At 60.6% G+C, this 24,428-nt stretch carries 19 protein-coding genes and 1 rRNA gene; 9 read left to right on the top strand and 11 right to left on the bottom strand.

Going from position 1 to position 24,428, the window contains the following annotated elements; genetic code table 11:
• Positions 1 to 2 precede the first annotated feature (2 nt).
• The 9 genes from MUM_RS0107750 to MUM_RS0107710 all read right to left on the bottom strand — a co-directional run bounded on the left by MUM_RS0107750 (position 3) and on the right by MUM_RS0107710 (position 9,538).
• Positions 3 to 512 carry a sigma-70 family RNA polymerase sigma factor gene (locus MUM_RS0107750; protein ID WP_010168744.1) on the bottom strand — a complete coding sequence of 170 codons (510 nt, stop codon included), beginning with the start codon at positions 510 to 512 and terminating at the stop codon, positions 3 to 5.
• Between the two features lie 69 nt (positions 513 to 581).
• On the bottom strand, positions 582 to 2,027 hold the full coding sequence (locus tag MUM_RS0107745) for an efflux transporter outer membrane subunit (RefSeq protein WP_010168743.1): 1,446 nt from the start codon (positions 2,025 to 2,027) through the stop codon (positions 582 to 584).
• The gene (locus tag MUM_RS0107740; protein ID WP_010168742.1) at positions 2,024 to 3,082 is read right to left on the bottom strand and encodes an HlyD family secretion protein; all 1,059 of its coding nucleotides are present in this window, start codon (positions 3,080 to 3,082) and stop codon (positions 2,024 to 2,026) included. The genes MUM_RS0107745 and MUM_RS0107740 overlap by 4 nt, the downstream gene beginning before the upstream one ends.
• 26 nt (positions 3,083 to 3,108) lie before the next feature.
• On the bottom strand, positions 3,109 to 4,644 hold the full coding sequence (locus tag MUM_RS0107735; protein WP_010168741.1) for an MFS transporter: 1,536 nt from the start codon (positions 4,642 to 4,644) through the stop codon (positions 3,109 to 3,111).
• A 229-nt stretch (positions 4,645 to 4,873) separates the two neighbouring features.
• Positions 4,874 to 5,794 carry a LysR family transcriptional regulator gene (locus MUM_RS0107730; protein ID WP_010168740.1) on the bottom strand — a complete coding sequence of 307 codons (921 nt, stop codon included), beginning with the start codon at positions 5,792 to 5,794 and terminating at the stop codon, positions 4,874 to 4,876.
• Positions 5,795 to 5,890: 96 nt separating this feature from the next.
• The gene (locus MUM_RS0107725) at positions 5,891 to 6,739 is read right to left on the bottom strand and encodes an ABC transporter permease (RefSeq protein WP_003218225.1); all 849 of its coding nucleotides are present in this window, start codon (positions 6,737 to 6,739) and stop codon (positions 5,891 to 5,893) included.
• Between the two features lie 12 nt (positions 6,740 to 6,751).
• Positions 6,752 to 7,603, bottom strand: coding sequence for an ABC transporter ATP-binding protein (locus MUM_RS0107720; RefSeq protein WP_010168738.1), 852 nt, complete (start codon positions 7,601 to 7,603; stop codon positions 6,752 to 6,754).
• A gap of 1 nt (position 7,604) precedes the next feature.
• On the bottom strand, positions 7,605 to 8,630 hold the full coding sequence (locus MUM_RS0107715) for an ABC transporter substrate-binding protein (protein WP_010168736.1): 1,026 nt from the start codon (positions 8,628 to 8,630) through the stop codon (positions 7,605 to 7,607).
• A gap of 14 nt (positions 8,631 to 8,644) precedes the next feature.
• Positions 8,645 to 9,538 carry a TauD/TfdA dioxygenase family protein gene (locus MUM_RS0107710; RefSeq protein WP_010168733.1) on the bottom strand — a complete coding sequence of 298 codons (894 nt, stop codon included), beginning with the start codon at positions 9,536 to 9,538 and terminating at the stop codon, positions 8,645 to 8,647.
• Between the two features lie 298 nt (positions 9,539 to 9,836).
• Here MUM_RS0107710 and MUM_RS0107705 point away from each other — a divergent pair, with 298 nt between their 5' ends.
• The 5 genes from MUM_RS0107705 (at position 9,837) to MUM_RS0107685 (ending at position 16,494) form a co-directional block, all read left to right on the top strand.
• A complete protein-coding gene (locus MUM_RS0107705; RefSeq protein WP_010168731.1) occupies positions 9,837 to 10,547 on the top strand; it encodes a GntR family transcriptional regulator in 711 nt (236 codons plus the stop codon).
• 384 nt (positions 10,548 to 10,931) lie between these two features.
• The gene (locus tag MUM_RS0107700; protein WP_029615796.1) at positions 10,932 to 11,696 is read left to right on the top strand and encodes a DUF3050 domain-containing protein; all 765 of its coding nucleotides are present in this window, start codon (positions 10,932 to 10,934) and stop codon (positions 11,694 to 11,696) included.
• Positions 11,693 to 12,640 (top strand): diiron oxygenase, encoded by a 948-nt coding sequence (locus MUM_RS0107695; protein WP_010168727.1) that lies wholly within the window; start codon positions 11,693 to 11,695, stop codon positions 12,638 to 12,640. The genes MUM_RS0107700 and MUM_RS0107695 overlap by 4 nt, the downstream gene beginning before the upstream one ends.
• Positions 12,637 to 16,017: an amino acid adenylation domain-containing protein gene (locus tag MUM_RS0107690; protein WP_010168725.1), complete on the top strand. Its 3,381-nt coding sequence runs from the start codon at positions 12,637 to 12,639 to the stop codon at positions 16,015 to 16,017. Before MUM_RS0107695 ends, MUM_RS0107690 begins: the two co-directional genes overlap by 4 nt.
• A gap of 27 nt (positions 16,018 to 16,044) precedes the next feature.
• Positions 16,045 to 16,494, top strand: a complete 450-nt coding sequence (locus tag MUM_RS0107685; protein WP_010168724.1) for an SRPBCC family protein — start codon at positions 16,045 to 16,047, stop codon at positions 16,492 to 16,494.
• A 116-nt stretch (positions 16,495 to 16,610) separates the two neighbouring features.
• On the opposite strand, the gene MUM_RS0107680 is transcribed toward MUM_RS0107685, so the two are convergent.
• On the bottom strand, positions 16,611 to 18,491 hold the full coding sequence (locus MUM_RS0107680) for a methyl-accepting chemotaxis protein (RefSeq protein ID WP_010168722.1): 1,881 nt from the start codon (positions 18,489 to 18,491) through the stop codon (positions 16,611 to 16,613).
• Positions 18,492 to 18,770: 279 nt separating this feature from the next.
• On the opposite strand from MUM_RS0107680, the gene MUM_RS0107670 reads away from it, so the two are divergent.
• From MUM_RS0107670 to MUM_RS0107655, 4 genes are all read left to right on the top strand, one after another.
• Entirely contained in the window at positions 18,771 to 19,271 is a 501-nt protein-coding gene (locus tag MUM_RS0107670; RefSeq protein ID WP_010168720.1) for a sigma-70 family RNA polymerase sigma factor, read from the top strand.
• Positions 19,268 to 20,251: a FecR domain-containing protein gene (locus tag MUM_RS0107665; RefSeq protein ID WP_010168719.1), complete on the top strand. Its 984-nt coding sequence runs from the start codon at positions 19,268 to 19,270 to the stop codon at positions 20,249 to 20,251. The genes MUM_RS0107670 and MUM_RS0107665 overlap by 4 nt, the downstream gene beginning before the upstream one ends.
• Before the next feature lie 105 nt (positions 20,252 to 20,356).
• Complete coding sequence (locus tag MUM_RS0107660) at positions 20,357 to 22,849, top strand: TonB-dependent siderophore receptor (RefSeq protein ID WP_010168718.1); 2,493 nt, start codon at positions 20,357 to 20,359, stop codon at positions 22,847 to 22,849.
• A gap of 71 nt (positions 22,850 to 22,920) precedes the next feature.
• Positions 22,921 to 24,096 (top strand): PepSY-associated TM helix domain-containing protein, encoded by a 1,176-nt coding sequence (locus MUM_RS0107655; RefSeq protein ID WP_010168716.1) that lies wholly within the window; start codon positions 22,921 to 22,923, stop codon positions 24,094 to 24,096.
• A 78-nt stretch (positions 24,097 to 24,174) separates the two neighbouring features.
• Here the strand turns inward: MUM_RS0107655 and rrf are convergent.
• Positions 24,175 to 24,290 (bottom strand): 5S ribosomal RNA (gene rrf / locus MUM_RS0107650).
• Positions 24,291 to 24,428: the final 138 nt, after the last annotated feature.

Below are 24,428 nucleotides of genomic sequence, written 5' to 3'. Positions count from 1 at the left end.
TCTCATTCTTCGTAGGCGACCTGATAGCAGGCAAGAATCGCCCGGGTCATGTACTTCTGCACCGAGCTGACGGTCACCTCCAGGCGCTCGGCAATCTGTGCGTAGCTCAGCCCCTCGAACTGCGACAACAGGAAAGCCCTGCGCACGTTGTCGGGCATACGATCGAGCATGGCGTCGATCTGCATCAGGGTCTCGAGGATCAGTGCGCGGGTTTCCAGGGACGGCGATTCGGGCTCCGGCAGGTGGGCGATGCTTTCTAGATAGGCACGCTCGATGCGCAGGCGCCGCCATTGATCGATCACCAGATTGCGGGCGATCTGCGTCAGGTAGCTGCGGCTTTCCTTGGCCCCGGGAAAGCGTCCCGACACCAGCAAACGCAGGAAGGTGTCCTGCGCCACATCAGCGGCGTGTTCACGATCCCCCAGGCGCTTGCGCAGCCAGCCTTGCAGCCAGCCGTGATGGTCGCGATACAGGAGATGAAGCTGTTGCCGGCCGTCAGTCGCGGTGTCCATGAAAAGCTCAGGTGCGTTATTGAGAGCAATTATCATTACACCTTGTTGCGCGGCTGGCAAAGTTCTTTGTCATTCAGCCCCAGCCGTTTGCAACGGATACACCGACTCCCAGCCCCCGCCCAGCGCCTTGTACAACCCGACCATGGCCAGGGAAACGCCGGTGGAGCTTTCCACCCACTGCTCCTGAGTCGCCAGCAACGCACTTTGCACCGTCAGCACGTTGACGAAATCCACCACGCCTTCGACGTACTGGTGTTGCGCCGTGGTGAGGGCAATCTGGTTCTGCCGTACCGCTTCGGCAAGGCTGTCGCGGCGCAGTTGGCTGGCGTTGTAGCGGGTCAACTGGTCGTCGATTTCATGCCAGGCCCGCAGTACCGTTTGCTGGTAGGCCAGGGCCGCTTCCTGTTGCTGGGCTTCGCGCAAATCGAGCATGCCTTGCAAGCGACCACCGTTGAAAATCGGCAAGCTCAGTTGCGGGCCGAACGCGAATGCACGCGAACTCCACGAGCCGAAATCTGCCAGCTGCAACGCCTGGGAACCCACGCTGCCAGACAGGGTGATACGCGGGTAGAAGTCGCCCTTGGCCACACCGATGGAGGCGGTGGCGGCATGCAAACGCGCTTCGGCCTGGCGAATGTCGGGGCGCCGCTCAGCCAGTTGCGACGGCAGGCCGATAGCGACCTGGCGTTGGGTTTGCGGTACGGCGGCGTCCTTGGACAGCTCGGCATACAAGGCTTGCGGTGGTTCACCCATCAGCAGGCTCAGGGCGTTGATCAACTGGTCCTGGCGTTGCTGCAAGTCTGGCAGGCGCGCCTCGATGGCGGCGACTTGAGCGGCGGCTTCGGCGACGTCCAGGTCAGTGGCCACCCCGTCGGCCAGACGCAGCTGCGACAGCTTCAAACTGTGGCGGGCCACGTCGAGGTTCTGTTCGGTGACGGCCCGGGTGTTCTGCACACCGCGAAGCTGGATGTAGTCCTGGGCGGTTTCCGCCAGCACTGATAACAGCACCGCTCGGCGGTCGTTTTCAGCGACTTGCAGGGTGGCGTCGGCGGCTTCGGTTTCGCGTTTTACCCGGCCCCAGAAATCCAGTTCCCAGGCAGCGGAGAAACCCATGTCCCACTGGTTGTAGGCCGCGCGGCCGTTCTTGCCCGAGGCGTCGCTCAAGCCATCGGCACTGTTGCGCTGGCGCAGGTAATCGCCGGTGGTGTTGACGGTCGGGTAGCGCTCGGCGGTGATCACCTGGCGCGCCGCGCGGCTTTGTTGCAGGCGGCTGCTGGCGAGTTTCAGGTCGAGGTTATCGGTCAGCGCGCGACGTGTCAGCGCAGTGAGTTGCGCATCGTGGAACACTTCCCACCAGCGCTCCTCCAGCGGGTCGTTGACCGCGTGGCTGGCGGCTTGCTGGCCATGAGGCTCGGTCCATTGGCCGACGGGATTTTGCGGGCGCTGAAAGTCCGGGCCGACGGTGCAGGCGCTCAGGCTGAGCAGGCTTAAGGTAAACCAGGCGAGGTGTCTCATTGCTGCGCCACCTCACGTGGCTGGGCGGCGGCATGGGTGTTGACGCTGGCTTCCACCGACATGCCGACCCGCAGGCGTTCGGTCAGTGCCTGGCCGGGTTCCAGGATGATTTTCACTGGAATGCGCTGCACCACCTTGGTGAAGTTGCCGGTGGCGTTGTCGGGCTTGACCGAGGCAAACGTCACCCCGGTGGCCGGCGCCAGGCTTTCGAGGTGCCCCTTGAGCACTTCGCCGTCGAGGCTGTCGACCTTCACGTCCACCGTTTGGCCTGCGTGCATGTGGGACAGTTGGGTTTCCTGGAAATTGGCCACCACATAGGCTTCGGCCAGGGGTACCACGGCGAGGATCTTGCTGCCCGGCGTCACATAGGCGCCGACCCGCACCGCCCGCTCGCCGACCATGCCGTCTACCGGCGCGACGATGCGGGTGTACGACAGCTGATAGCTGGCCATTTCCAGCGCCGCCTGGGCGCGTTTCAGGCCACCTTCTGCCGCATCCCGCTGGGCGCTGAGGATTTCCACTTGCTTGCGTTCGGCCGCCAGCACCGCCGTGGCATTGGCCAGGCGCGCGGTGGCCTGTTCGATGCGGGTCTTGGCTTGCTGGGCGTTTTGTACGGTACCGGCGCCTACGCCCGCGAGGTGGTTGTAGCGGTTCAGTTCATGTTCGGCAAATGCCACTTCGGCGCGATCCGCTGCCACGGTGGCCTGGGCCTGGGCGATCACCGAGCTTTGCCGTTCCAGGGTCGCCGTGGCATTTTTCAGTTGCGCCTGGGCCACCAGCGTATCGGCATCGGCCGCCTGGGCAGCGGCGCGGAAGTCACGGTCATCGATCAGCGCCAGCAACTGCCCGGCCTTGACCCGCTGGTTGTCGTCCACCAGCACTTCCTTGATGAAGCCGGCCACACGCGGCGCCACCAGGGTGTAGTCAGCGGCGACGAAGGCATCGTTGGTGCTCTGGCGCTTGCTGCCGAACACGCCCGGCGCCAGCAGGTAAACCAGCACCCCCACGGCAAACACAGTGATGACGGTTACAGCGATTTTGTCTTTGCGTTTCATAGCAATCCTTTTGGCTCAGTGAGCAATCAAGTCGGCGCGCGGGGCGGATAAATCCGCGTCGGCATCCAGAAAATCAGCAGGATCAACGCCGCCGCGACACCGGCCATGACGTAGTAGAGATCCGAAGAGGTGAGCACCACGGCCTGCTCGTGCAGCCGATGGGCGAGGCCGGCGGCATCGCTGTCGGCCAGGGGCGAGTTGCCCAAGCTGTCCACCAACATGGTCGAGTGGAAATGCAGGCGGTGGGTCGTCAGCGCATCGAGCACGCCGGTGGCGACCACGGCAGCCAGGCCTTTGACGGTGTTGAACCAGGCCGAGGCGAACGGCCCGTCCTGGGGTGTGATGCTGCCGGTGGAGAGCATCAGCAGCGGCAGCACCGCCATCGGTTGCCCGAAGATTTGCAGCAGTTGCAGCACGTAGAAATCATCGCGAATCCACGCCGACGTCAACTGCGCGCCGCCCACGCACGACAGGATCAACATGCTCAAGCCGATGCCCAACACCCAGCGGCAATCGACCCAGCGCAGGTTGCACAGCGCCGCCACCAACGGCAGCGCGATCAACTGCGGCAGCGCCATGATCAGCATCACCGGGGCGGTTTGCAGCGGGCGGTAGCCTTGCACCTGAGCCAGGTAGCTGGAGGGAATGATGGTCACCGCCAACAGCACAATCAGCACCCCGGCCAGTACGATCAGCGCGAATGACAGGTTACGAATGCCGAGCATCTGCAGCTTGAAAAACGGCATCGGGTGCGACCACTCGTTGATCATGAACAGCACCAGCAGCACCAGGCCGCCGATCAACAATGAGGTAATCAACGGCGATTCGAACCAGTCCAGCCGATTGCCTTGCAACAGGCCGATCACCAGCATGCAGATCGCCGGGAAACCCAGCAGCAAGCCACGCCAGTTGAACTGCTTGAAGCGCTCAAGGCGCAGCGGGTCCTGAGGCAAGCCGTAGGCCACGGCCGCCATGGCCAGCAGGCACGGCCCGACGATCTGCCAGAACGCCCATTGCCAGCCGACGTATTCAGTCCACATTGCCGCCAGCGGTGTGCCGAGGCTGGGGCCGAACGTCGCCGTCAGGGCGTAACCCGCCAGGCCGTAGAGTTTGACGTTGGCCGGCAGGAAGCGCAGGGCCACGGTCATCAGCATCGGCGGCAACGCGCCGCCGGCCAGGCCTTGCACGGTGCGCAACACCAACAGGCTTTCGTAGTTCGGTGCGAACGGGCACAGCACGCCGAGCACGGTGAACAGGCCGATGGCACAGAGGGTGAAGCGGCGCAGGGAAAAGGTCACCGAGCACCACGGCGCGAACGCCATGGCCGAGACGGAGGTGGCGGTGTAGGCGGCCACCAGCCAGGTGCCTTCGTCGAAGCCGATGTACATCGCACCGCGAATATCGGCGAGGGCGACTTTGGTCACCATCTCGTTGAGGCCGGACACCAGTACCGCGAGCAATACGCCCACCAGGCCGATGATGATGCGTGGACCGAAAACGGGCGGGGCGATGGCGGTCGGCTTGGCTGCGGCCAGGGGTGCGGGAGCAGCGAGGGACGTCATGAACTACAACTCGGAATAGGAAATACCCGAGCAGTTTAATAAGGCTTAGACATGACAAAAAGTGACTTATAGGAAGCTTATAAGTGCACCAGACGCAACGATCAAAAGGTAAGCGATCTCTGTGGGAGCCGGGCTTGCCCGCGATGGCATCACCTCGCTATTCCTGAAAAACCGGGTCGCCCGCATCGCAGGCAAGCCAGCTCCCACATTGACCGAGCTCACTTCCGACTCACGTGGGTTGCGCTTCTTGCCACGTCGCCTCGCAGCATTCACGCATGGTCTCGCGCAGCCACTTATGGGCCGGGTCTTTGTCGAAGCGCGGGTGCCAGGCCTGGGTCAGCACCAGGGTCGGCAGGGAGATGGGCAGGGTAAACGCCCGCAGCGGCAGCTTCAGGCGATTGGCGCTGTAGAGCGCTTCCTTGGGTACCGGCAGGATCAGGTCCGAGTCGGGCAGCATGAACATCGCGCCGTGAAACCCCGGGGCGATCATCGCGACCCGGCGTTCCAGGCCCTGGGCATTCAAGGCGGTATCGATCGGCCCGCGGGCGATGCCGCGCCGGGAGATGCTGATGTGGGAATAGCTGGCGAACCGTGCGGCGGTAATCTCTCCATCGAACAATGGGTGCCCTTCCCGCGCCAGCCCGACAAAGGTGGTGGTGAACAGGTTCTGTACCTTCACTTCCGGGGTGATCGGCATGGTGTTGCCCACCCGCAGGTCAAGCCGGCCTTCACGCAGGGCTTCATCGTCGGTGTCGCCCTCGGGCACAAAGCGCAGTTCGCACAGCGGTGCCATGCGCTCCATGGTGTCGAACAACCGACCGCCATACACCCCGACAAAAAAGTCATTGGCCCGCACGCTGAACCGCCGGCGCAGGGTGCGCAGGTCCACGTCGTCCGCCGAGCGAAACAGCAGCGCCGCCTGTTCCACCACGTTACGCACCTGGCCTTGCAACTCCAGGGCCTTGGGCGTCGGCACCAGGCCGCGACCGGCGCGCACCAGGATCGGGTCGCCCACCGCCTCACGGATGCGTGTGAGGGTGCGGCTCATGGCGGCCGGGCTCAAGTTCATCCGCCGCGCGGCGCCCACCACACTGCCCTCGTCGAGCAGCGCGTCGAGGGCGACCAGCAGGTTCATGTCCGGTAATTGCATGCCAAGCACTCGTGATCGGTTGGGAGTGAACTTGGCGCAATCGTAGCAGACTGCGGCGAGGGAGCTTGCTCCCTCGCCACAGGATGGGTGTTTCAGTCAGCGCTGCATGCCCCAGCGCTTCACGGTGACGCGCTCCAGGGTGTCAAACACCAGGTTCTCCACCAGCAGGCCGATCAGGATCACCACCGCCAACCCGGCAAACACCTTGTCGGTGTACAGCTCGTTGCGGTTCTGGAAGATGTACCAGCCCAGCCCGCCCTTGCCGCTGGTGGCGCCGAATACCAGTTCGGCAGCAATCAACGTGCGCCAGGCAAACGCCCAGCCGATTTTCAGCCCGGCGAGGATCGACGGCAGCGCGGCCGGGATCAGGATGAACAACACGAAGCGCATGCCTTTGAGGCCATAATTGCGGCCGGCCATGCGCAGAGTTTCCGAGACACCGAGGAACCCGGAATAGGTATTCAGCGCCAGCGCCCACAGCACCGAATGCACCAGCACGAAGATCAGGCTGTTCTGCCCCAGGCCAAACCACAGCAGCGCCAGCGGCAGCAGGGCAATCGCCGGCAACGGGTTGAACATCGAGGTCAGGGTGCTCAACAGGTCGCGGCCCAGTTGGGTCGACACCGCCAGCGTCGTCAGGGCGAACGCCAGCACAATGCCGATCAAATAGCCTTTGATCAGCACCACCAGCGAGATGCTGACCTTGCTCAACAGCTCGCCGCTGGCCATGCCGTCGTAGAACGCGCTCAGCGTCTGCAGGAAGCTCGGCAGCAGCAGGTCGTTGTTCTGATAACGGGCGGCCGCCTCCCACAGGATCGCGAGCACTATCAGGATCAGGCTTTTACGCAGCCAGCCTTGTTGCCACAGGCGCTGACGCCACGGCAATTCGCGTTCAACGCGAACACCGGGCAACGGTTCGAGAGTGATTTCATATTCCTGGCGCATGGTGAAAACCCTTCAATAAGCGATGCGGATATCGGCGAAACCCAGCTCGGTTTCCGCCTCGGGCGCTTCATCAAACAACAGCCGATGAATGCGCCGCGCCGAAGCCTGGAACGCCACACCGCCGAGGCTGTGAAGGTCGTATTGATGGCTGTGGATTTCCGCCCGCACCCGGCCCGGATGCGGCGACAGCAACAGGATGCGGTTGCCCACCACCAGCGCTTCTTCGATGGAGTGGGTGACGAACAACAGGGTGAAACGCACCTCTTCCCAGAGCAGCAGCAGCTCTTCCTGCATCTTGCGGCGGGTCAATGCGTCGAGGGCGGCGAAGGGTTCGTCCATCAGCAGGATTTTCGGCTGCATGGCCAACGCCCGGGCGATCGCCACGCGGGCTTTCATGCCGCCGGACAGAGTGTGCGGGTAGGCGTCGGCGAACGCCGTCAGGCCGACTTTTTCCAGGTAATACAGCGCCCGCTCTTCGGCCTCGCGACGCTTGAGGGTCTTGGAGGCGAGCAGCGGAAACATGACGTTCTGCTTGACGGTTTTCCACGGCGGCAGTTGGTCGAATTCCTGGAACACCACGATGCGATCCGGGCCCGGTTGCTCGACTTTTTGCCCGAGTAGACGGATCTCGCCCTCGCACGGTTTGATAAAGCCGGCGATGGATTTCAGCAGCGTGGATTTGCCGCAGCCCGAAGGCCCCAGCAGTACAAAGCGGTCGGCCGGGTCGATCTCGAAACTGACCTGGTGGGTGGCCCGCACGACCCGTTCAGGCGTGCGGTATTCAAGGCTGACTTTATCCACCGAAAGCAGGGCTTCGGTAGCCGTCGGGTTGCTGGCCGTGTGGCCTTGCAAGGGCGCGTTCATGTCAGCTCCCTTGCAGCGGTTTGGCGTCCTGGAAGAAGTAATCCTTCCACGATTCGGGTTTGTTTTTGATCGCGCCGACGCGGTAGAGGAATTCCGCCAGCGGGTAGGTATTTTTCGGGGTGACGCTGAATTCGAACTGCGGGTTCTCGATGATTTTCAGCAACTCGGCGCGGTCGATCTTGGCCTTGGTCACGCGGATGTAGGTGTCGGCGGCGGCGCCTTTGTCGTTCTGGGCGAATTGTGCCGCTTCGGTCAGTGCCTCGACGAACGCCTTGTAGGTTTTCGGGTTGTCGTTGCGGAATTTCTCGGTGGCGAATAGCACCGTCGGCGAGTTCGGCCCGAGGATGTCGTAGGAGTTGAGCACCACGTGCACGTTGGGGTTGGTCAGGGCCTGTTCCTGGAACGGCGGGTTGGAGAAATGCCCGGTCAGTTCGGTACCACCGGCAATCAGCGCAGCGGTCGCATCCGGGTGCGGGACGGCGACGGTGTACTTGTCGAGGCGATTGAATTCCTTGTCGCCCCATTGCTTGGCGGCGGCGTATTGCAGGAAACGCGACTGCACGGAGACACCCACCGCCGGCACCGCAATGCGGTCTTTTTCGGTGAAGTCCGCGATGGTCTTGACCTTGGGATTATTGCTTACCAGGTAGTACGGGAAGTTGCCCAGGGAGGCGACGGCTTTCACGTTCTGCTTGCCGTGGGTGCGGTCCCAGATGGTCAGCAGCGGGCCAACACCAGCACCGGCGATGTCAATGGAACCGGAGAGCAACGCATCGTTGACGGCTGCGCCACCGGACAGTTGAGTCCAGTCGACCTTGATGTCGATGCCTTCCTGCTTGCCGTACTTCTCGATCAGGTTCTGGTCGCGCACCACGTTGAGCAACAGGTAGACGATGCCGAACTGCTCGGCGATGCGAATCTCGCCTTCGGCCTGGGCAACGGCAGGTGCAACCAGGCTGCCGGCCAGCAGGCTGATGCCCAAGCCAACGGTGGCAGCCAGGCGCGCAAATGGGATTTTCTTGGACATGGTCATGCTCCGGATCAGAAAGGCGCGTCGCCCTGGATGGTGGTGCGGTACAACTTGCGCCGCAGGTGGCTCGGGCAGCCGGCCGCCAGGTGGATCAGCGAACGGTTGTCCCAGAACACCATGTCGTGGGGCTGCCACTGGTGGCGGTAGATGTTTTCCGGCAGCACGCTATGGGCGTAGAGCTGGGCCAGCAAGTCGCGGCTTTCGTCTTCCGGCAGGCCGACGATGCGGGTGGTGAAGCCCTCACTGACGAACAGCGCCTTGCGGCCGTTTTCCGGGTGGGTACGCACGATCGGGTGCACCACTTCCGCCACTTGAGCCAGTTGCTCGGGGGTGAGGGTTGGGCGCCAATTGCCTTCGAATTTGGTTTCGCTATAGCGTGCGGTGTACGAATGCGCAGCACTGCGGCCTTCTACGGCCTTGCGCAGGGGCTCGGGCAGGTTGTCCCAGGCTTTGTGCATGTCGGCGAACAACGTGTCGCCACCCTCGGACGGCAGCTCCTGGGCATGGAGCATCGAGCCCAGGCTCGGCAACTCTTTATAGGAAAGGTCCGAGTGCCAGAATTTGCCGGCGTCTCCCAGGCCGATGGATTGGCCGTTTTCGATGATGTTGGAGACGATCAGGATTTCCGGGTGGTTGGCCAGCAGGAATTGTTTGAGCACATGGATTTGCAGCACACCGAAGCGGCGGCTGAAGGCGATCTGTTGTTCGGGGGTGATGCGTTGGTCGCGGAAGACCACGACGTGATGGTCCAGATGCGCGCGGTGAATGCGCGCGAAGTCCTGGTCGCTGACCGTGCGGGTCAGGTCCAGGCCAATGATCTCGGCGCCGACGCTGCCGGGAAATGGACGGATCTCGAAGGTTTGTGTGGTGTCGGTCGCTGTTGGAACAGTAGAGGTGGCAGACATGAGTTCACTCCCGGGCGGTCAGGAGAGTGACTTTATAGTCATAAGAACGGCATTTTAAATACCGTTAGTGAATATCGATATGCAGCAATACCGCTGTAGCCGCGACTTTCGGGAATAAAGTGTGTCTCACAGACGTTAAGCCTGTAAGACCTGACAAAAGGGCGTCGTGGGCCGGTGGAACGCGCTGTTGAGTCGCTTACAAGCCGAAACCTTGCCCGTTTGACAAGCTTGTGGACAATCTCTAGTGTGCATTGGATCCAATTAGCCACCTCACCCTGAAAAGGAGGATAGCGTAGTCGTGACGCAGAAGCCGAACCCTTTGAGCAGCATCCAGATCAGCGGGCCTATCCCCGCCCATCTCGCCCGCTCCGTGATTGAAGAAACATTGCGCAACGCCATCCTGGATGGTCGCTTGCCCTGCGGCACCGCCATGCGCCAACAGGAGTTGGCCAGCTTGTTCGGGGTCAGCCGGATGCCGGTGCGCGAGGCATTGCGTCAACTGGAAGCGCAGTCGCTGCTGCATGTGGTTACCCATAAAGGGGCGGTGGTGGCGCCGCTGATTGAAGACCATTCGGCGGAAACTTACGCTCTGCGCATCCTCCTGGAATCCGAAGCGCTGCGCTTGTCGATTCCCCTGCTCACGCCCGATGACATTGCTCAGGCTGGCGCCTTCATTGATGCGCTGGAGCGGGAAACCGATTACACCGAAATTGGCCGGCTCAACCGCCTGTTCCACATGGCACTGTATGGCAAGGCGGGCAATCAGCGGTTGCTCAAGCTGGTTGAACACGGCTTGAACGAAGAAGAGCGTTTCCTGCGCTTCAACCTTGAGGCCATGGGCCTGGGCAAGACGTCCCAGGAAGACCACCGCGAACTGCTCGACCTGGTGGCGAAAAAGAAGGTCGAGGAAAGCATCCTGACCTTGCGTAACCACCTCACCCGCGGCATGGAGGTGATTACCGGTTATCTCAAAAGTCTTGAAGAGACTGAAGAGAACGCCCCGCTGTAAATTCTCCGTGGAACCGAGACGCCTCCTTCGACCACAAAGCGCTGCGCAGCGACCTTGGCCGATGGAGGTGAACTCACAACATTCACGCCCGTTAAAAGATAAATCCGAAAAAACACTTCCTACACTTCACAGAGCCATTCAACTACCGCAGTATTTTTATTCGTAATAACTAATAAAACCAAAAGCGCCTGAATACCTAATCAGATTATTACAACCTCTAAACTCTCCCCAATCGACAGCGTGAACCCTGCTCGGGCGTCACTGCGCGTGACGTTCCTTTAAATAAAGCTTTGGTGTTTTTGTCATAGCGTGCTGCTTGTTAATCAATAACAGCACGTGGCTGCTTGTTATCAGGGAAGAAACAACGACTTATAGGCATCAATCATGCTCCAGCACTCACACCTGCTTAAACAAAAAAAGCAGAAGTTACACAGCCATCCATTATTTACACAAATAAACACACTTCCAAAGTTGCGATACTTTATGGAAAACCATGTGTTCGCTGTTTGGGACTTCATGACGCTGACCAAACGCCTGCAACATGACCTGACGGGTATGCGCCTGCCGTGGTTGCCGCCGCCGGACCCGCAAGCGGCACGCCTGATCAATGAGATCGTGTTGGGCGAAGAGTCGGACGCCTGTCCCGGTCACGGCCACGGCAGCCACTTCGAGTTGTACCTGGAAGCCATGCGTGAAGTCGGCGCCAGCACCACGGCCATCGAAAAATTCATCACCCTGCAACGCGACGGCAGCGATGCAGAAACGGCCCTGCAAAGCGTCGATGCCCATCCTGCCGTGGCCCATTTCGTCAGGAGCACCTTGCAGGTTGCCCTGAACGCACCGACCCACTGTGTGGCGGCCGCCTTTCTCCACGGCCGCGAGAGCGTCATACCGGCGATGTTCAAGCGCGCCCTGGAGGGGTGCGAGAAGCTCCACCGCCACGCCCCGACCTTCTGCTACTACCTCAAGCGCCACATGGAGGTTGACGCAGAGGAGCATGGCCCGGCGGCGGAGCAACTGCTGCAACGCCTCACACTGGCCGACCCGAGCCGCGAGCAGCAAGCCAACAGTGCCGCCCTGAGCGCCGTGGAAAGCCGCCTGGCCTTATGGGACGGGTTGCGCCTGTGCCTGCCGGAGGTACGCGCATGAACCCTGTCGACTATCGCTCATGTGCCGACGACTGGGAACGCCGCGCGACCATCCGTACCCGCCCGCGCCGCTTGCTGGAAAACGATCAAAAGCTGATCTATCCCTTGAGCCGACAACCCTTGGTGCTGAGTGCGACCTTTGTCGATCAATGCCCACAGTGCCGCGATGTTGTCTTGTTGCAGACGTTCTACAAGTTCATCAACGACGTGGTCATCTTTGAAACCGAAATCGTCGACAAGACCGCACGCCGAATTGCCAAGAATCGCTTTTCGGTGCCCTTCCCGCTCGCCTGTCGCTACGACGCCATGACCGTGGTAGTGGATGAGGATTACCACGCCCTCGTCGCCCTCGACTTCATGCAACAGGCCGTCGAGATGACGGGCATCGCGCCCCTTGAACTGCCCGGGCAAATCGAACTGAGCCGCGCCTTGCCTGCCGCGCTGGCGCTGGCTCCCGAACACCTGCGCGATGCCGTGGAACTGATTGCCGTGGCCATCGCCGAAAACACCGTGACCCATGACGTGGCGGCGTTTTCCAAGGACGACAGCGTCAAGCAATCCATCCGTGGATTGATGGCCGACCACTTGTTTGACGAGGGCCGTCATGGGGTTTTCTGGACGCGACTGGTACGGATCTATTGGCAGTCTGCGAGCGCCGAAGACCGCGACTGCATCGCCCGGATCCTGCCAGTATTCCTCCAGCATTACCTGACCCACGACCTGCAAAAGAACTTCGACCTGCAACTGATCGAGCACCTGGACATCAGCGCCAGCACTCGCGCGGCGTTGCGTGCCGAGGTGCACGCGATGGACTTTCCCATCACCCGCCAGCACCCGTTGCTCGGCAATATCAAGGCGTTCCTGAATCACAGCGGCCTGCTGCAAACGGCGAGCGTGGTCCAGGCCCTGGACGCCTTTCTTCCGACGCCAGGAGTTCACCCATGAGGCGTCTGAAGATTGGGTTGGTGGGCGTCAGCGCGGCGTTGGATGAAGTGGGGCAGACACTGGAGCAATACGGTCATGCCCTTACGCAAACGAGCGATGCAAGGGACGTCGACCTGCTGATTGATGACGGTAGCGAGGCAATCCCGCCGGGCCTGGTTCACACGGCCTTGATGAGCTTGCGCCTGGGCCTCGGGACGCAGACTGACGGTGGGCTGCCGACCCTGCAATTCAGGTGCTACGCCAGCGCACACCGACTCCTGGCGGTCCTGAACGTTGACGCAGAACCCAGCGGCAACGGCCAACGGTTGCGGCACCAGGCAGTTACTCGCCTGGTGGAATGGGTGGCCCAACACGTCAGCGGTTTCTCCCGGGACGCGGGCCATTTTTCGCAAACCGCGATCGCCTCCGATGCTCCCGAACACAGCCTGCAAGCGCTCGCATCGTTGGCGTACCTGCATCGCTTTAACCAGACCGCCGACTCGGCGCTGCAGCAACAAGCCCAGGTGCCCATGATCGAACGACTGGAGATCAGTCTTCAAACCTTCGCCGAACGACCGGCGCTGAACATCGCCGGGAACGTGCTGAGTTATCGACAGTTGCATCGCAAGAGCCTGGCTATCCAGCAGCATCTTTGGCCTTTGCTTGAGGCCGGCGACACACCGCAGGTAATTGGCGTTTGCCTGGGCAAGTCCCTTGAGCTGTACGCCAGCATCCTCGCGGTGCTGGGCTGCGGCGCGGTGTACCTGCCACTGGAGCCGGGCCACCCGCCACAACGCCAACAAGCCATGCTGGAAAACGCCAGCGTCTCGGTGCTGCTGGAGGACGGCCGGCATCCACTGCGAGGCCGTTTTACCGCCCTGAATGTCAGCCCCCTCGACACGCACGCCACCCCGCCGCTACTGCGCCAGCGCCCGGCCATGGACGCCCCTTGCATGGTGCTGCACACCTCGGGCACCACCGGCCAGCCCAAAGGCGCGCTGCTGAGTCAGTACAACCTGGCCCACTTCACTGCCTGGTTCGGCGGCCATGTGCAACTGAGCGAGCACAGCCGGGTGCTGCAGTTCTCACCATTGAGCTTCGACTCTTCGCTGATTGATATTTTCGCGCCCCTGATCGCCGGCGCCGAGCTGATCGTGCCCGGTGAAGACGCGCGGCGAGACCCGCAACAACTGGTGGAACTGATCCGGCAACAGCGCGTGACCCATGCCTTCCTGCCGCCGGCACTGCTGAGCATCCTCCCGCGGGATCAACCCTTGGGCCTGGCGCACCTGATAACCGGAGGTGATGTCTGCGAGCCCTGTGTCATCGAGCAACTGGCGGGGCAGTGCTCCTTGCACAACTTCTATGGTCCGACGGAAGCCACCGTGCTGGTGACCCACCGCGCGCTGCAGCCGGGCGACAGCAATCGCAACGTGGGGACGCCCATCGCCAACAGCCGGGTACTGATCCTCGACGAGCAACGTCAACCGGTGGATGAACAGGTGATGGGCGAGCTGTACATCGTCGGTCCCGGTGTCAGCCTGGGTTACCTCAATCAGCCGCAGAACACCGCCGAGCATTTCGTACACCTGACGTTGCCCGACGGCCAGACCTTGCGGGCCTACCGCAGCGGCGACCTGGCGAAATGGACGGAAGATGGCATCGAGCTGGGCGGGCGTCGGGATCAGCAGGTGAAGATCCGTGGCTTTCGGGTCGAGCCCCAAGAGATCGAACACTGCCTGCGCAGCAGCCAGCTGTTTCGCCAGGTGGCGGTGGTGATCGACCGTGATCAGCGGATCCTGGCGTTTGTCGCGCAACCGGAGGACCAGGGCACCCTGGCTGCGCTCCAGCAACATGCCCGGCAAACACTGCCCGACTATCTGCAACCTGCCCTGTGCACGGAGCTTGGGAGCATGCCGTGTACGCCCAATGGCAAGGTCGACCGCCAGGCCTTGCTGGCGCTGCCGATTCAACCGGTGCCGGCCATCAACCGCTGCTCGCCGCAGACACCGGTGCAGGCGCAGCTGCTGAAGCTATGGAGCGAGTTGCTCGGCGTGCCCGTTGCACAGCTGTCGACGCAGGACAGCTTCTTCGAGCTCGGCGGCCATTCCATCCTGTTGTCGACGATGTTGCTGCGTATCCGCGAGCAGTTCGGTCGCAGCCTCTCCCTTAACCGTTTTTTCGAAACGCCCACCGTCCGTACCCTGGCGGCGCTGATGGGTGACGGCGCGGTCCCTGAAGCGCCGGCCAGCCAGGCGACACGGGATGCACTGCGTGAACTGGACATGCAGATGTTGCCGGCGGACCAGGCGGGTGAACCCCGCAAGGTGATCGTGACCGGAGCCAACAGTTTTCTCGGGGTGCATATTGTCGAGGCGTTACTGGCCGAGGGCGCACTTGAGGTGGCGTGCCTCGTGCGTGAGCGCCCCGGGCATTCAGCCACTGTGAGGTTCGCCGAGGCACTGCGCGATTACCGCCTGGAACACCTGGACCTGAGTCGGGTGCGGGTATACGCCGCCGACATCAGTCAGCCGCGCCTTGGCCTGGCCAGCGAGGTGTATGACTACCTCGCCGGGGAGTTCGGCGTGCTGGTGCACAACGCCGCCCACGTCAATCATGTTTTGGATTACGCCACGCTGGCCAAGGACAACGTCGAGCCCGTGCTGGAATGCCTGCGCCTGTGTGAAACCCGGCGCAAGAAGGTCTTCAATTTCATCTCGACACTGTCGGCGGCCAGCAGCATCGACGCACAAGGCCAGGTACTCGAAACGCCCGCTGCCACCACACCGCCGCTGTATATCCAGAATGGCTACAACCTGTCCAAGTGGGTCGCGGAACGCCTGCTGGGGCGCTCCGTCGAGCGAGGGGCCTGGGTCAATATCCACCGTCCCGGCAACATCAGTTTCAACTGCCGCAATGGTGTCTGCGAGCCACAGAAAAATCGCCTGATGTTAATGCTCAAGGGCTCACTGCAACTGGGCCTGATGCCCCGCCTGGGATTGAATTTTGACCTGATGCCGGTGGACTTTCTCGCGCGGTTTGTTGCGTTCCACAGCGGGCGCTGCAGTGCTGGGGGAAATGTGTTCAACCTGCACAATCCGCAACCCTTGAGCTGGGAGTCCTACGTCGATGCGTTTCGCCAGGCCGGCCATGGGTTCGAGTGGGTGAGCGTGGCCCACTGGCAACGTCACCTGCACACGGTGGATAGCCACAATGCGCTGTTCGGCGTGCTGGGTTTTTATCTCAATGGTGTGGAGGAGGACATCGGCGACACCTCGATGATCCGCCATGACAACGCCCGGCGTGGTGTCGAGCAGATGGGGGCGCACTACCCCGAGAAAAGTCCGGCACTGTTGCGCAAGGGCTGCGAGCACCTCAAGAGCATCGGCTTCCTGTAATCAGGCGCTTAACCGAAGGAAAATCTAATGAAACCCGATACGTTGATTCGCAACCCATGCGCCAGGCCAGTGGTGTCTTCAGTGGTGATTGCCCGTGATGCCGCCCGCGTATGGGCGGTGGTGGGTGACTTTGCAGGGTTTGACAGATTCATCCCCGCGCTGTCGCACATCGAGATAACCGGCGCGGGCATGGGGTCGCTGCGCAAAAAAATCTTCCACGACGGAAACCTGGTAGTGGAGCAACTCAACAGCCGCGACGAACAGGCTATGCAGATGACCTGGACAACGATTTACAACACCCTTGGCGTGGCTCGATTGTGGGCGGCGATACGTGTGGAGGCTTTGGGGGAGTGCAGTTCGAAAGTGACCTGGACGATCATTGCCGAGCCGGTTGAGCACGGTAAGGAGGGGTTTGAAGCATTCGTGCAGGCGTTCGCCGACAGCGCGCTGGAGAATGTGCGGCAGATGTTCTGCTGACCTTACTGTAGGAGCGAGCTTGCTCGCGAAAAACGAGAAGGCAACACGGGCTATCTGATAGCGCTGCGTTATCGTTGACGCTCTTCGCGAGCAAGCTCGCTCCTGCAGGGTCATCGTCAGATTTTGAAGCTGTCGACCAACTGCTTCAGCCGGTTGGCCTGTTGAGACAACGCGTCGCAATCCTTCAAGGTTTCGTTGAGGTTGGCCACGCCCTGCTGGTTCAACAGGTTGATCTGGTTGATGTCCACATTGAGGGTTTCCACCACCGCGGTCTGCTCCTCGGTGGCGGCCGCTACCGACTGGTTCATCCCGTCGATCTCGACAATCCGCTGAGTCACGCTGACCAGACGCTCGCCGGCCTGGTTGGCGACCTCGACGCTTTCTTCGCTGGAGGTCTGGCTGGCGTTCATTGTGGTGACCGCCTCACGCGAGCCAATCTGCAGCGACGTGATCATTTTGTGGATCTCTTCCGCCGACTCCTGGGTGCGGTGCGCGAGGTTACGCACCTCATCCGCCACCACCGCAAACCCACGACCCGCTTCACCGGCACGCGCGGCTTCAATCGCCGCGTTGAGGGCCAGCAGGTTGGTTTGCTGGGAGATGCCTTTGATCACATCCAGGATGTGCCCGATGTTGTCGGTGCTGGCGTTCAGGGTTTCAATCTGCGTGCAGGACAGGCTGATTTTCTGCGACAGTTCTGACATCGCCAGGATGGTTTTCTCCACCACTTTGCGCCCGTCATCGGCCTGCTCACTGGCACCGCTGGCGTGCTGCGAAGCATCGGCGGCGTTGCGCGCGATTTCCTGAGTGGCGGCCCCCAGTTCGTTGATCGCTGCAGCCACGCTGTTGGTGCGGGCGCTTTGTTCGTCGGAGCCGATGATCGACGCGTTGGACGAAGCCATTACCCGCTGGGACAGGTCGTGCACCTGGCGGGTGGCCGAGGACACTTCGGAAATTGACGCATGAATACGCTCGACGAACTGGTTGAAAGCACTGCCCAGGTCACCGAATTCATCTTTGCTTTCCACGGTCAGGCGGCGAGTCAAATCACCCTCGCCCTGGGCGATGTCCTGCATGGCGCGACCCATGGTGGTCAGGGGACGCATCAAGACCTGGATCAGCAGGCTCAGGAACACCGCAATGGCGGCGACCGCGATGAACATGGCGATCAATGCCGAGGTGCGGAACTTGCCCAATGGTGCGTAGGCTTTGTCCTTGTCGATCGACAGGCCGATGTACCAGTCTGCATTCGGCAATCCGCTGATCGGGGTGAAGGACAGAATCCGTTCCTGACCATTGAGAACCACTTCCTGATTGAGCTTCTCGATGCGCACATTGCTGCCCGGGTAGATGTCCTTGAGGTTTTTCATCACCTGGTCCTGGTCCGGGCTGACGATCACCTGGCCGTCACCGCTGACCAGGAATGCATGGCCGATGCCGCCGAAATCCACCGAGTTGATGATCTTCACCAGGGTTTGCAGGCTCAGGTCACCACCGACCACGCCGAGCAATTCACCATTCTTTTTCACCGGCATCGCAATGGTCACGATCAGCCCACCCACCGCTGCCATGTAGGGCGGCGTGAGCATGGTCTTGTCGGCCGCAACGGCTTGCTTGTACCAGGGGCGCTGACGCGGGTCGTAGCCATCAGGCATTTTGGCGTCGGGCCGTTGGGTGAATACACCGTCGGTTGAACCGACGTAGGTGAACTGGAAGTTGGAGGTAAATGCCGACTGGTCGACCAACCCCGGAAGGTCGGCAGCACTGCCTTGATGGGCCACGTTTTGCGCCAGGCTTTCCAGTACCAGTACCCGGCCACTGAGCCAGTTCTGCACACTGCTGGCGGTCAGTTCACCGGATTGCTGAATCGACGACTCCAGGTTTTGCCGGATGGTGTTGCGCTGCAGGTAGTCGTTGTAGAACGTGAATAACGCGAAGGCCAGAACCACGACGCCTGACGCGGCCAACAGAATTTTATGACTGAACTTGAGATTCATTTCATTGACTTCTTTTTGCCAAAAGGGGGTGAGCGTGCCGGATGCAACATTCCATGTAACGGTATAGGCAGACTCTGCGACTGCTCTATTTCGGTGCACGCATGGCTCGTCAGGCTTTCGGCCACTCCAGGATAAATCTTAGGAATTTGTGAGAAGCATCCTCTTTTAGCGTCAGAAGCCGACCGGCGGTAGCCATCTGATGGAGGGAGTTGCAAAATTTTTCAGCCTTGTCGACAATGCGACTAATTATCATTTGTGACGCTTCGCCAGGCCGTGTGAATGCCCTCTCCCGAGTACGCAGTACAGACGCTTTACAGCAACCATAACGGCTGGCTCAACACCTGGCTGCGCAGCCGCCTGGGTAACACCGCGGATGCTGCGGACCTGGCCCAGGACACGTTCGTGCGCCTGCTGCAAAAAACCGAACGCTTCGAACTCAAGGCCCCTCGCGCCTTCCTGCGCACCATCGCCCGGGGCTTGGTGATTGATCACTGGCGTCGCGAAGAAATCGAACGGGCTTATCTGGAATCCATCGCCCACTTGCCCGAAGCCGTGGCACCGAGCGCTGAGGAGCGTGCGTTGATTCTGGAATTGCTGGAGTCCATCGCCCGGCTTCTGGACGGGCTCAAGCCCAAGGTGCGTAAGGCGTTTTTACTGGCTCAGTGCGACGGCCTGACTTACAAGCAGATTGCGCAGCAGATGGGCGTGTCGTTGCGCTCGGTGGAGCGGTATGTCGCCGAGGCGCTGTATCACTGTTATGTGCTGCGGTATGAGGCATGACCCCGATGGATAACACTGCACGCGCAGGAATCGATCCGCAGGTGGTGAAACAGGCCATCAGCTGGATGCTGCGCTTGCGTAACAATCGCGCCAATCTCCGCCTGAAGGCGCAATGCGAGCACTGGCGCGAGGCTCATCATGAACACGAGCTGGCCTGGCAACGCGTGCAAGCGCTGCAACATGAATTGAGCAGCCAGCTGGCGGCAGTTCCCGGGGCCCATGTGGCGCTGGAGAACAGCGCCCAGCGGCTCGGGCGCCGGCAAGCGTTGAAGGTGTTGTCGGGTGTGGTGTTGATCGGTTCGGCGGCCTGGGTCAGCAGGGACCTTACCGGCTGGCAACGCTGGACCTCGGACCTGGCCACCGCCACCGGCGAACGCCGCAGCGTGCAATTGCCGGATGGCACACGCCTGCAACTCAATACCGACAGCGCGGTGGACCTGGACTTCAACCCGCAGCAACGCTTGATCACGCTGGTACGCGGGGAAATCCTGGTGACCTGCGGCGCTGCTGCGACGGCACCGCTGCTGGTTCGCACGCGTCATGGTTTGTTCGAAGGCATCGACGGGCGGTTCGTGGTGCGCCAGGACAGCGATTGCACTCGCTTGAGTGTGGCGTCAGGCAATGTGGCGATTCATTCACCCCATACGGCGGACGGCCTGTTCACTCAGGTGCATGCAGGAGAAAGCTACCTGGTTCGTCAGAACGAGGCCATTCTGGCGCCGCCTTTGGATATGGATGCCGGGGCCTGGGCGGATGGATTGATCGTCACCCGCAACATGCGTCTTGCCGACTTCCTGGCAGAGGTGGGGCGCTATCGCCATGGTTACCTGGGCTGCTCAAGCGATATCGCAGACTTGCGCCTGTCCGGCGTTTTTCGGTTGGAAGACACCGAGAAACTGTTGGCGATCCTTCCGCAGACGTTGCCTGTGCGCCTGCGCTATCGCACCCGCTGGTGGGTAAGCCTGGAGCGTCAGGCCTGACTATTGTTGTCGCGCCCGATTTATTTTTGGCGGCTTTTTTCCGTGAGTCCGGCTTAGACAGTAAGCATTTCAATCTGCCTTCAGCGACCTCTACGGACCTCGATAATGACTGTGCGTTTTTTCAGTAACTCACCCTCTTCCTACCCTTTGCTCGGTAAAGCCGTACGTGCAGCGCTGCTGTCGACCACGATGGGCATCGGCTTGTTGCCGATGGCCGGGGTCGCGGCGGATAGCGGGGTCGAGCGCATCAGCCAGCGCTATGACATCCCTGCCGGGCCGCTGAGCGATGTGCTCAACCAGTTTGCCCGTCAGGCAGGCATCACCCTTTCCAGCACGCCTGCGCAGACTCAGGGCCGCCAGTCTGCCGGGCTGCACGGTGAGTATTCCGCGGAGCAGGGCCTGAGCCAGTTGCTCAATGGATCCGGCTTGCAGGCACAGCCACAGGATGACGTGAGTTTCGTGTTGCAGGCCCAGCCCGAAAGTGAAGCGCTGACCTTACCGACTACCGACATCAAAGGCTTCGCCCTGGGTAACGCCCTGGGCAGCATGGACGGCTACAACGCAACCCACAGCCAGATCGCCACCAAGACCAGTACTGCGCTGCTGGAAACATCACAGACAGTTTCGGTGGTGACCCGTGAGCAGATGGACGACCAGGGCTCGCAAACCGTTGCCCAGGCCATGCGTTACACCCCAGGCGTGCTTACCAACCCGTACGGTGCCACTCACCGTTATGACTACGTGGCGATGCGTGGTTTCAACGACGGGTCAGTGGATAACATCTACCTCGACGGCTTGAAGTCCATGGGGGACAGCGGGACCTACAGCACCATGCAAGTGGACCCCTATTTCCTCGAGCGGGTGGATATTCTCAAGGGCCCGTCGTCGGTGTTGTACGGGCGCAGCTCGCCGGGTGGGCTGGTGGCGCTGACCAGCAAGAAGCCGTTGTTTGAGCCTTACCATCAGGTACAGGCCACCGTGGGATCGCAAGGGCAGCGAGGCATGGGTTTCGACTTCAGCGGCCCGGTGGATGACGACAAGCGTATTGCTTACCGACTGACCGGGCTTGCGGATAAGTCCGACACGCAGTTCGACCACGCCAAGGAAAAACGCTACGCGCTGGCGCCGACCTTGAGCATCGACTTTACCGATGACACGTCGCTCACGCTCCAGGCCTATCTGCAACACGATCCCGACGGTGGCTACCACGGAGGCATGCCGGCAGATGGGGCGTTGCATCAGCGCAATGGCCAGCGGATCTCCAATCACTTCTTCGAGGGTGAGCCGGGCATTGATGGGTACAAGCGTGATCAGCAGTCGTTCGGCTATCAGTTTGAACACCGCTTCAATGATGTTTTCACGGCGCGGCAAAACTTTCGTTACCTGGACTCCAAGGTCCGCCTGGATCAGGTGTACGCCTATGGATGGACTACGCCCACCAGTAATGAGCTGAATCGCTACTACTCAGGCGGTGACGAGAAGTTGCATGCGTTCATCATCGACAACATGCTGCAGGCCGAATTTTTTACCGGCGCGACCAAACACACCGTGCTGATGGGGGCGGACTATCAGCGGCGCAAAACCGTGGTGGATTGGAGCAGCGGATCGCTGTCCCCCATCAATGCATTCACTCCGGTGTATGGTAATTCCGAGATCAGTTATTACAGCCCGACCAGCTATCTGCGTCGGCTTGAACAGACCGGCGTTTACCTGCAAGACCTGATTGAAATGGACAAGTGGCGGTTCTCCCTCGGGCTGCGTCAGGACTGGGTCGAGACCTCTGATGAGAATCGCATTGCTGAGGTTGGCCGGCCCCTGGGCACGGAGATCAGTGATAAACGCACCAAGCTGACCGGACGTGCAGGGGCGCTTTACCTGTTCGATAACGGCGTTGCGCCCTACGTCAGTTATTCCGAGTCCTTCAACCCTAACTCCTATTCGGACAGCGCTGGTAATCCTTTGGCGCCTACCGACGGCACTCAGTGGGAGGTCGGCTTGAAATATCAGCCGCCGGGTACCGACAACCTGTTCACCGCGTCGCTGTTCCGCATCGATCAGGAGAACCTGGCGACCAAGCTGCCGCAGGAAAACTTCTATCGCGCGGTCGGTGCTGTGCGCTCCCAAGGCCTGGAGCTGGAGGCGCATATGCAGTTGACCGACAACCTCAAGTTGTTGGGCAGCTATACCTTCACCGACATCGAGTATTCGAAGTCGATGGTCAGCACGTTGAGCACGGCGGACAACGTGATCGAGAACAGGGGTAATTCGCCAACCCAGGCGCCGCGTCATATGGCTTCGGTGTGGGCAGACTACAAATTCGACAGCGGCGCCCTGGACGGCCTGCGTTTTGGCGGCGGTGTTCGTTATGTCGGCTACAGCTGGGCAGATGCGGAGAACACCATGAAGGTACCTGCCTACACGTTGTTTGATGCATCGATGGGTTATGACCTGGGCAAGGTGGGGTTGAAGGGTGTGGATGTGCGCCTGAATGCCAACAACCTGACGAACGAGTCCTACGTGGCGTCGTGCGCCAGTCTGAACTTCTGTTACCTGGGTGAAGAGCGCAACGTGAGTGCGACGGTGAGCTACCAGTTCTAATCCTACTCGATTCATACAAAGCCAGTTCCTGATTCCAGGCGCTGGCTTTGTCGTTTTTGCAGGAGATTTTTATGCGCGCATTGATGGTTTTACTTCATCGCTACATCGGACTGGCAACGGCGTTGTTTTTGATGATGGCGGGAATTACGGGCAGTCTTTTGGCGTTCAACCACGAGCTGGATGAATGGCTTAATCCCGGCTTCTACGAAGCAACGGCCAAGGGCTCGGCATTGCCGCCAGGTGACCTGGTGGAAAAGTTGCAGCGGCAACATCCAACGCTGCAAGTCTGGTACATGGAGTATCCACAAGAGGCAGGGCATACCGCTCTGCTGGCGGCGGTAGCGAGAAACGACCCGGCGACTGGCAAGCCCTTTGACGAACCTAACCAGGTTTTCTATCTCGATCCGGTCACCGGCGAAGCAATGGGACGGCGTTTTTGGGGCGCGTGCTGCTTTCAGCGTGAGAACTTCATACCGTTCATTCTGGAGTTTCACTACAACCTGACACTACCGGGTAACTGGGGGTTGTGGCTGATGGGGCTGGTGGCGATTGCCTGGGTATTCGATTGTTTTATCGCGCTGTGGTTGACCCTGCCAAGGGGCAAACCCTTCTGGAAGAAGTGGTCAACGGCGTGGAAGATCAAGGGCGGTCACGCGTACCGCTTGAACTTCGATCTGCATCGCGCAGGCGGGTTGTGGCTTTGGTTGTTGTTGCTGCCGATCGCGGTCAGTAGCGTGGCGATGAATTTGCCGAGCCAGGTATTCAAGCCGGTTGTCTCGCTGTTTTCACCGGTCGAGGCCAGTGTGTATGAGGCCCGTGGCAGGCTGCCGATTGGGCAATTGGGCGTGACGCAACTGAGCTATCAACAAGCCTATGAGCGGGCCCTGGAGGAAGGCAAACGGCTTGGGCTGACGGCGGCGATTGGAGAGCTGTACTACAGCTTTGAGTACAACTTTTATGGGGCTGGTTTTGGGCAACATGATACCGAGGCCCATGGGAAATCCTGGTTGTTTTTCCACGGGACGGATGGGCGTTTACTAGGGCAGGAAATAGCAGGGCAAGGTACGTTGGGGGAGCGCTTTTATCGGCTGCAGCTACCAATCCATGGGGGCAGGATCATCGGGGTGACGGGGCAGGTGTTGATTGCACTGCTGGGGGTTGTGATCGCGATGTTGTCTGCTACCGGAATCTACATCTGGTGGCGCAAGCTACTGGCCAGGCGAAGCAGTAAGGCACGCAAAGGATGAGTCGGTTCTAGTTCTTTGGCCAGCGCTTAAACGACAAAACCCCTGTCTGCGCTAGCAGACAGGGGTTTCGGAATTCAATCTTGACGATGACCTACTCTCACATGGGGAAACCCCACACTACCATCGGCGATGCATCGTTTCACTGCTGAGTTCGGGATGGGATCAGGTGGTTCCAATGCTCTATGGTCGTCAAGAAATTCTGTGTACCAGACCGTTGCGTTCGCAACGTGCCGGTGAAAATCATGGACTTCTACAAAAACAAAACCCCTGATTGCGTTAGCAATCAGGGGTTCTGGAATTTAATCTTGACGATGACCTACTCTCACATGGGG

It is taken from the genome of Pseudomonas sp. PAMC 25886 (assembly GCF_000242655.1).
Lineage (GTDB): Bacteria > Pseudomonadota > Gammaproteobacteria > Pseudomonadales > Pseudomonadaceae > Aquipseudomonas.
Note: the sequence above shows the minus strand (reverse complement) of the source record. Positions and strands in the feature narration are given on the sequence as shown.

Excerpts from the sequence above, each read along its gene's own strand:
- MUM_RS0107750 (WP_010168744.1), bottom strand. The coding sequence starts at position 512 with ATGGACACCGCGACTGACGGCCGGCAACAGCTTCATCTCCTGTATCGC.
- MUM_RS0107745 (WP_010168743.1), bottom strand. The coding sequence starts at position 2,027 with ATGAGACACCTCGCCTGGTTTACCTTAAGCCTGCTCAGCCTGAGCGCC.
- MUM_RS0107740 (WP_010168742.1), bottom strand. The coding sequence starts at position 3,082 with ATGAAACGCAAAGACAAAATCGCTGTAACCGTCATCACTGTGTTTGCC.
- MUM_RS0107735 (WP_010168741.1), bottom strand. The coding sequence starts at position 4,644 with ATGACGTCCCTCGCTGCTCCCGCACCCCTGGCCGCAGCCAAGCCGACC.
- MUM_RS0107730 (WP_010168740.1), bottom strand. The coding sequence starts at position 5,794 with ATGCAATTACCGGACATGAACCTGCTGGTCGCCCTCGACGCGCTGCTC.
- MUM_RS0107725 (WP_003218225.1), bottom strand. The coding sequence starts at position 6,739 with ATGCGCCAGGAATATGAAATCACTCTCGAACCGTTGCCCGGTGTTCGC.
- MUM_RS0107720 (WP_010168738.1), bottom strand. The coding sequence starts at position 7,603 with ATGAACGCGCCCTTGCAAGGCCACACGGCCAGCAACCCGACGGCTACC.
- MUM_RS0107715 (WP_010168736.1), bottom strand. The coding sequence starts at position 8,630 with ATGTCCAAGAAAATCCCATTTGCGCGCCTGGCTGCCACCGTTGGCTTG.
- MUM_RS0107710 (WP_010168733.1), bottom strand. The coding sequence starts at position 9,538 with ATGTCTGCCACCTCTACTGTTCCAACAGCGACCGACACCACACAAACC.
- MUM_RS0107700 (WP_029615796.1), top strand. The coding sequence starts at position 10,932 with ATGCTCCAGCACTCACACCTGCTTAAACAAAAAAAGCAGAAGTTACAC.
- MUM_RS0107695 (WP_010168727.1), top strand. The coding sequence starts at position 11,693 with ATGAACCCTGTCGACTATCGCTCATGTGCCGACGACTGGGAACGCCGC.
- MUM_RS0107690 (WP_010168725.1), top strand. The coding sequence starts at position 12,637 with ATGAGGCGTCTGAAGATTGGGTTGGTGGGCGTCAGCGCGGCGTTGGAT.
- MUM_RS0107685 (WP_010168724.1), top strand. The coding sequence starts at position 16,045 with ATGAAACCCGATACGTTGATTCGCAACCCATGCGCCAGGCCAGTGGTG.
- MUM_RS0107680 (WP_010168722.1), bottom strand. The coding sequence starts at position 18,491 with ATGAATCTCAAGTTCAGTCATAAAATTCTGTTGGCCGCGTCAGGCGTC.
- MUM_RS0107670 (WP_010168720.1), top strand. The coding sequence starts at position 18,771 with ATGCCCTCTCCCGAGTACGCAGTACAGACGCTTTACAGCAACCATAAC.
- MUM_RS0107665 (WP_010168719.1), top strand. The coding sequence starts at position 19,268 with ATGACCCCGATGGATAACACTGCACGCGCAGGAATCGATCCGCAGGTG.
- MUM_RS0107660 (WP_010168718.1), top strand. The coding sequence starts at position 20,357 with ATGACTGTGCGTTTTTTCAGTAACTCACCCTCTTCCTACCCTTTGCTC.
- MUM_RS0107655 (WP_010168716.1), top strand. The coding sequence starts at position 22,921 with ATGCGCGCATTGATGGTTTTACTTCATCGCTACATCGGACTGGCAACG.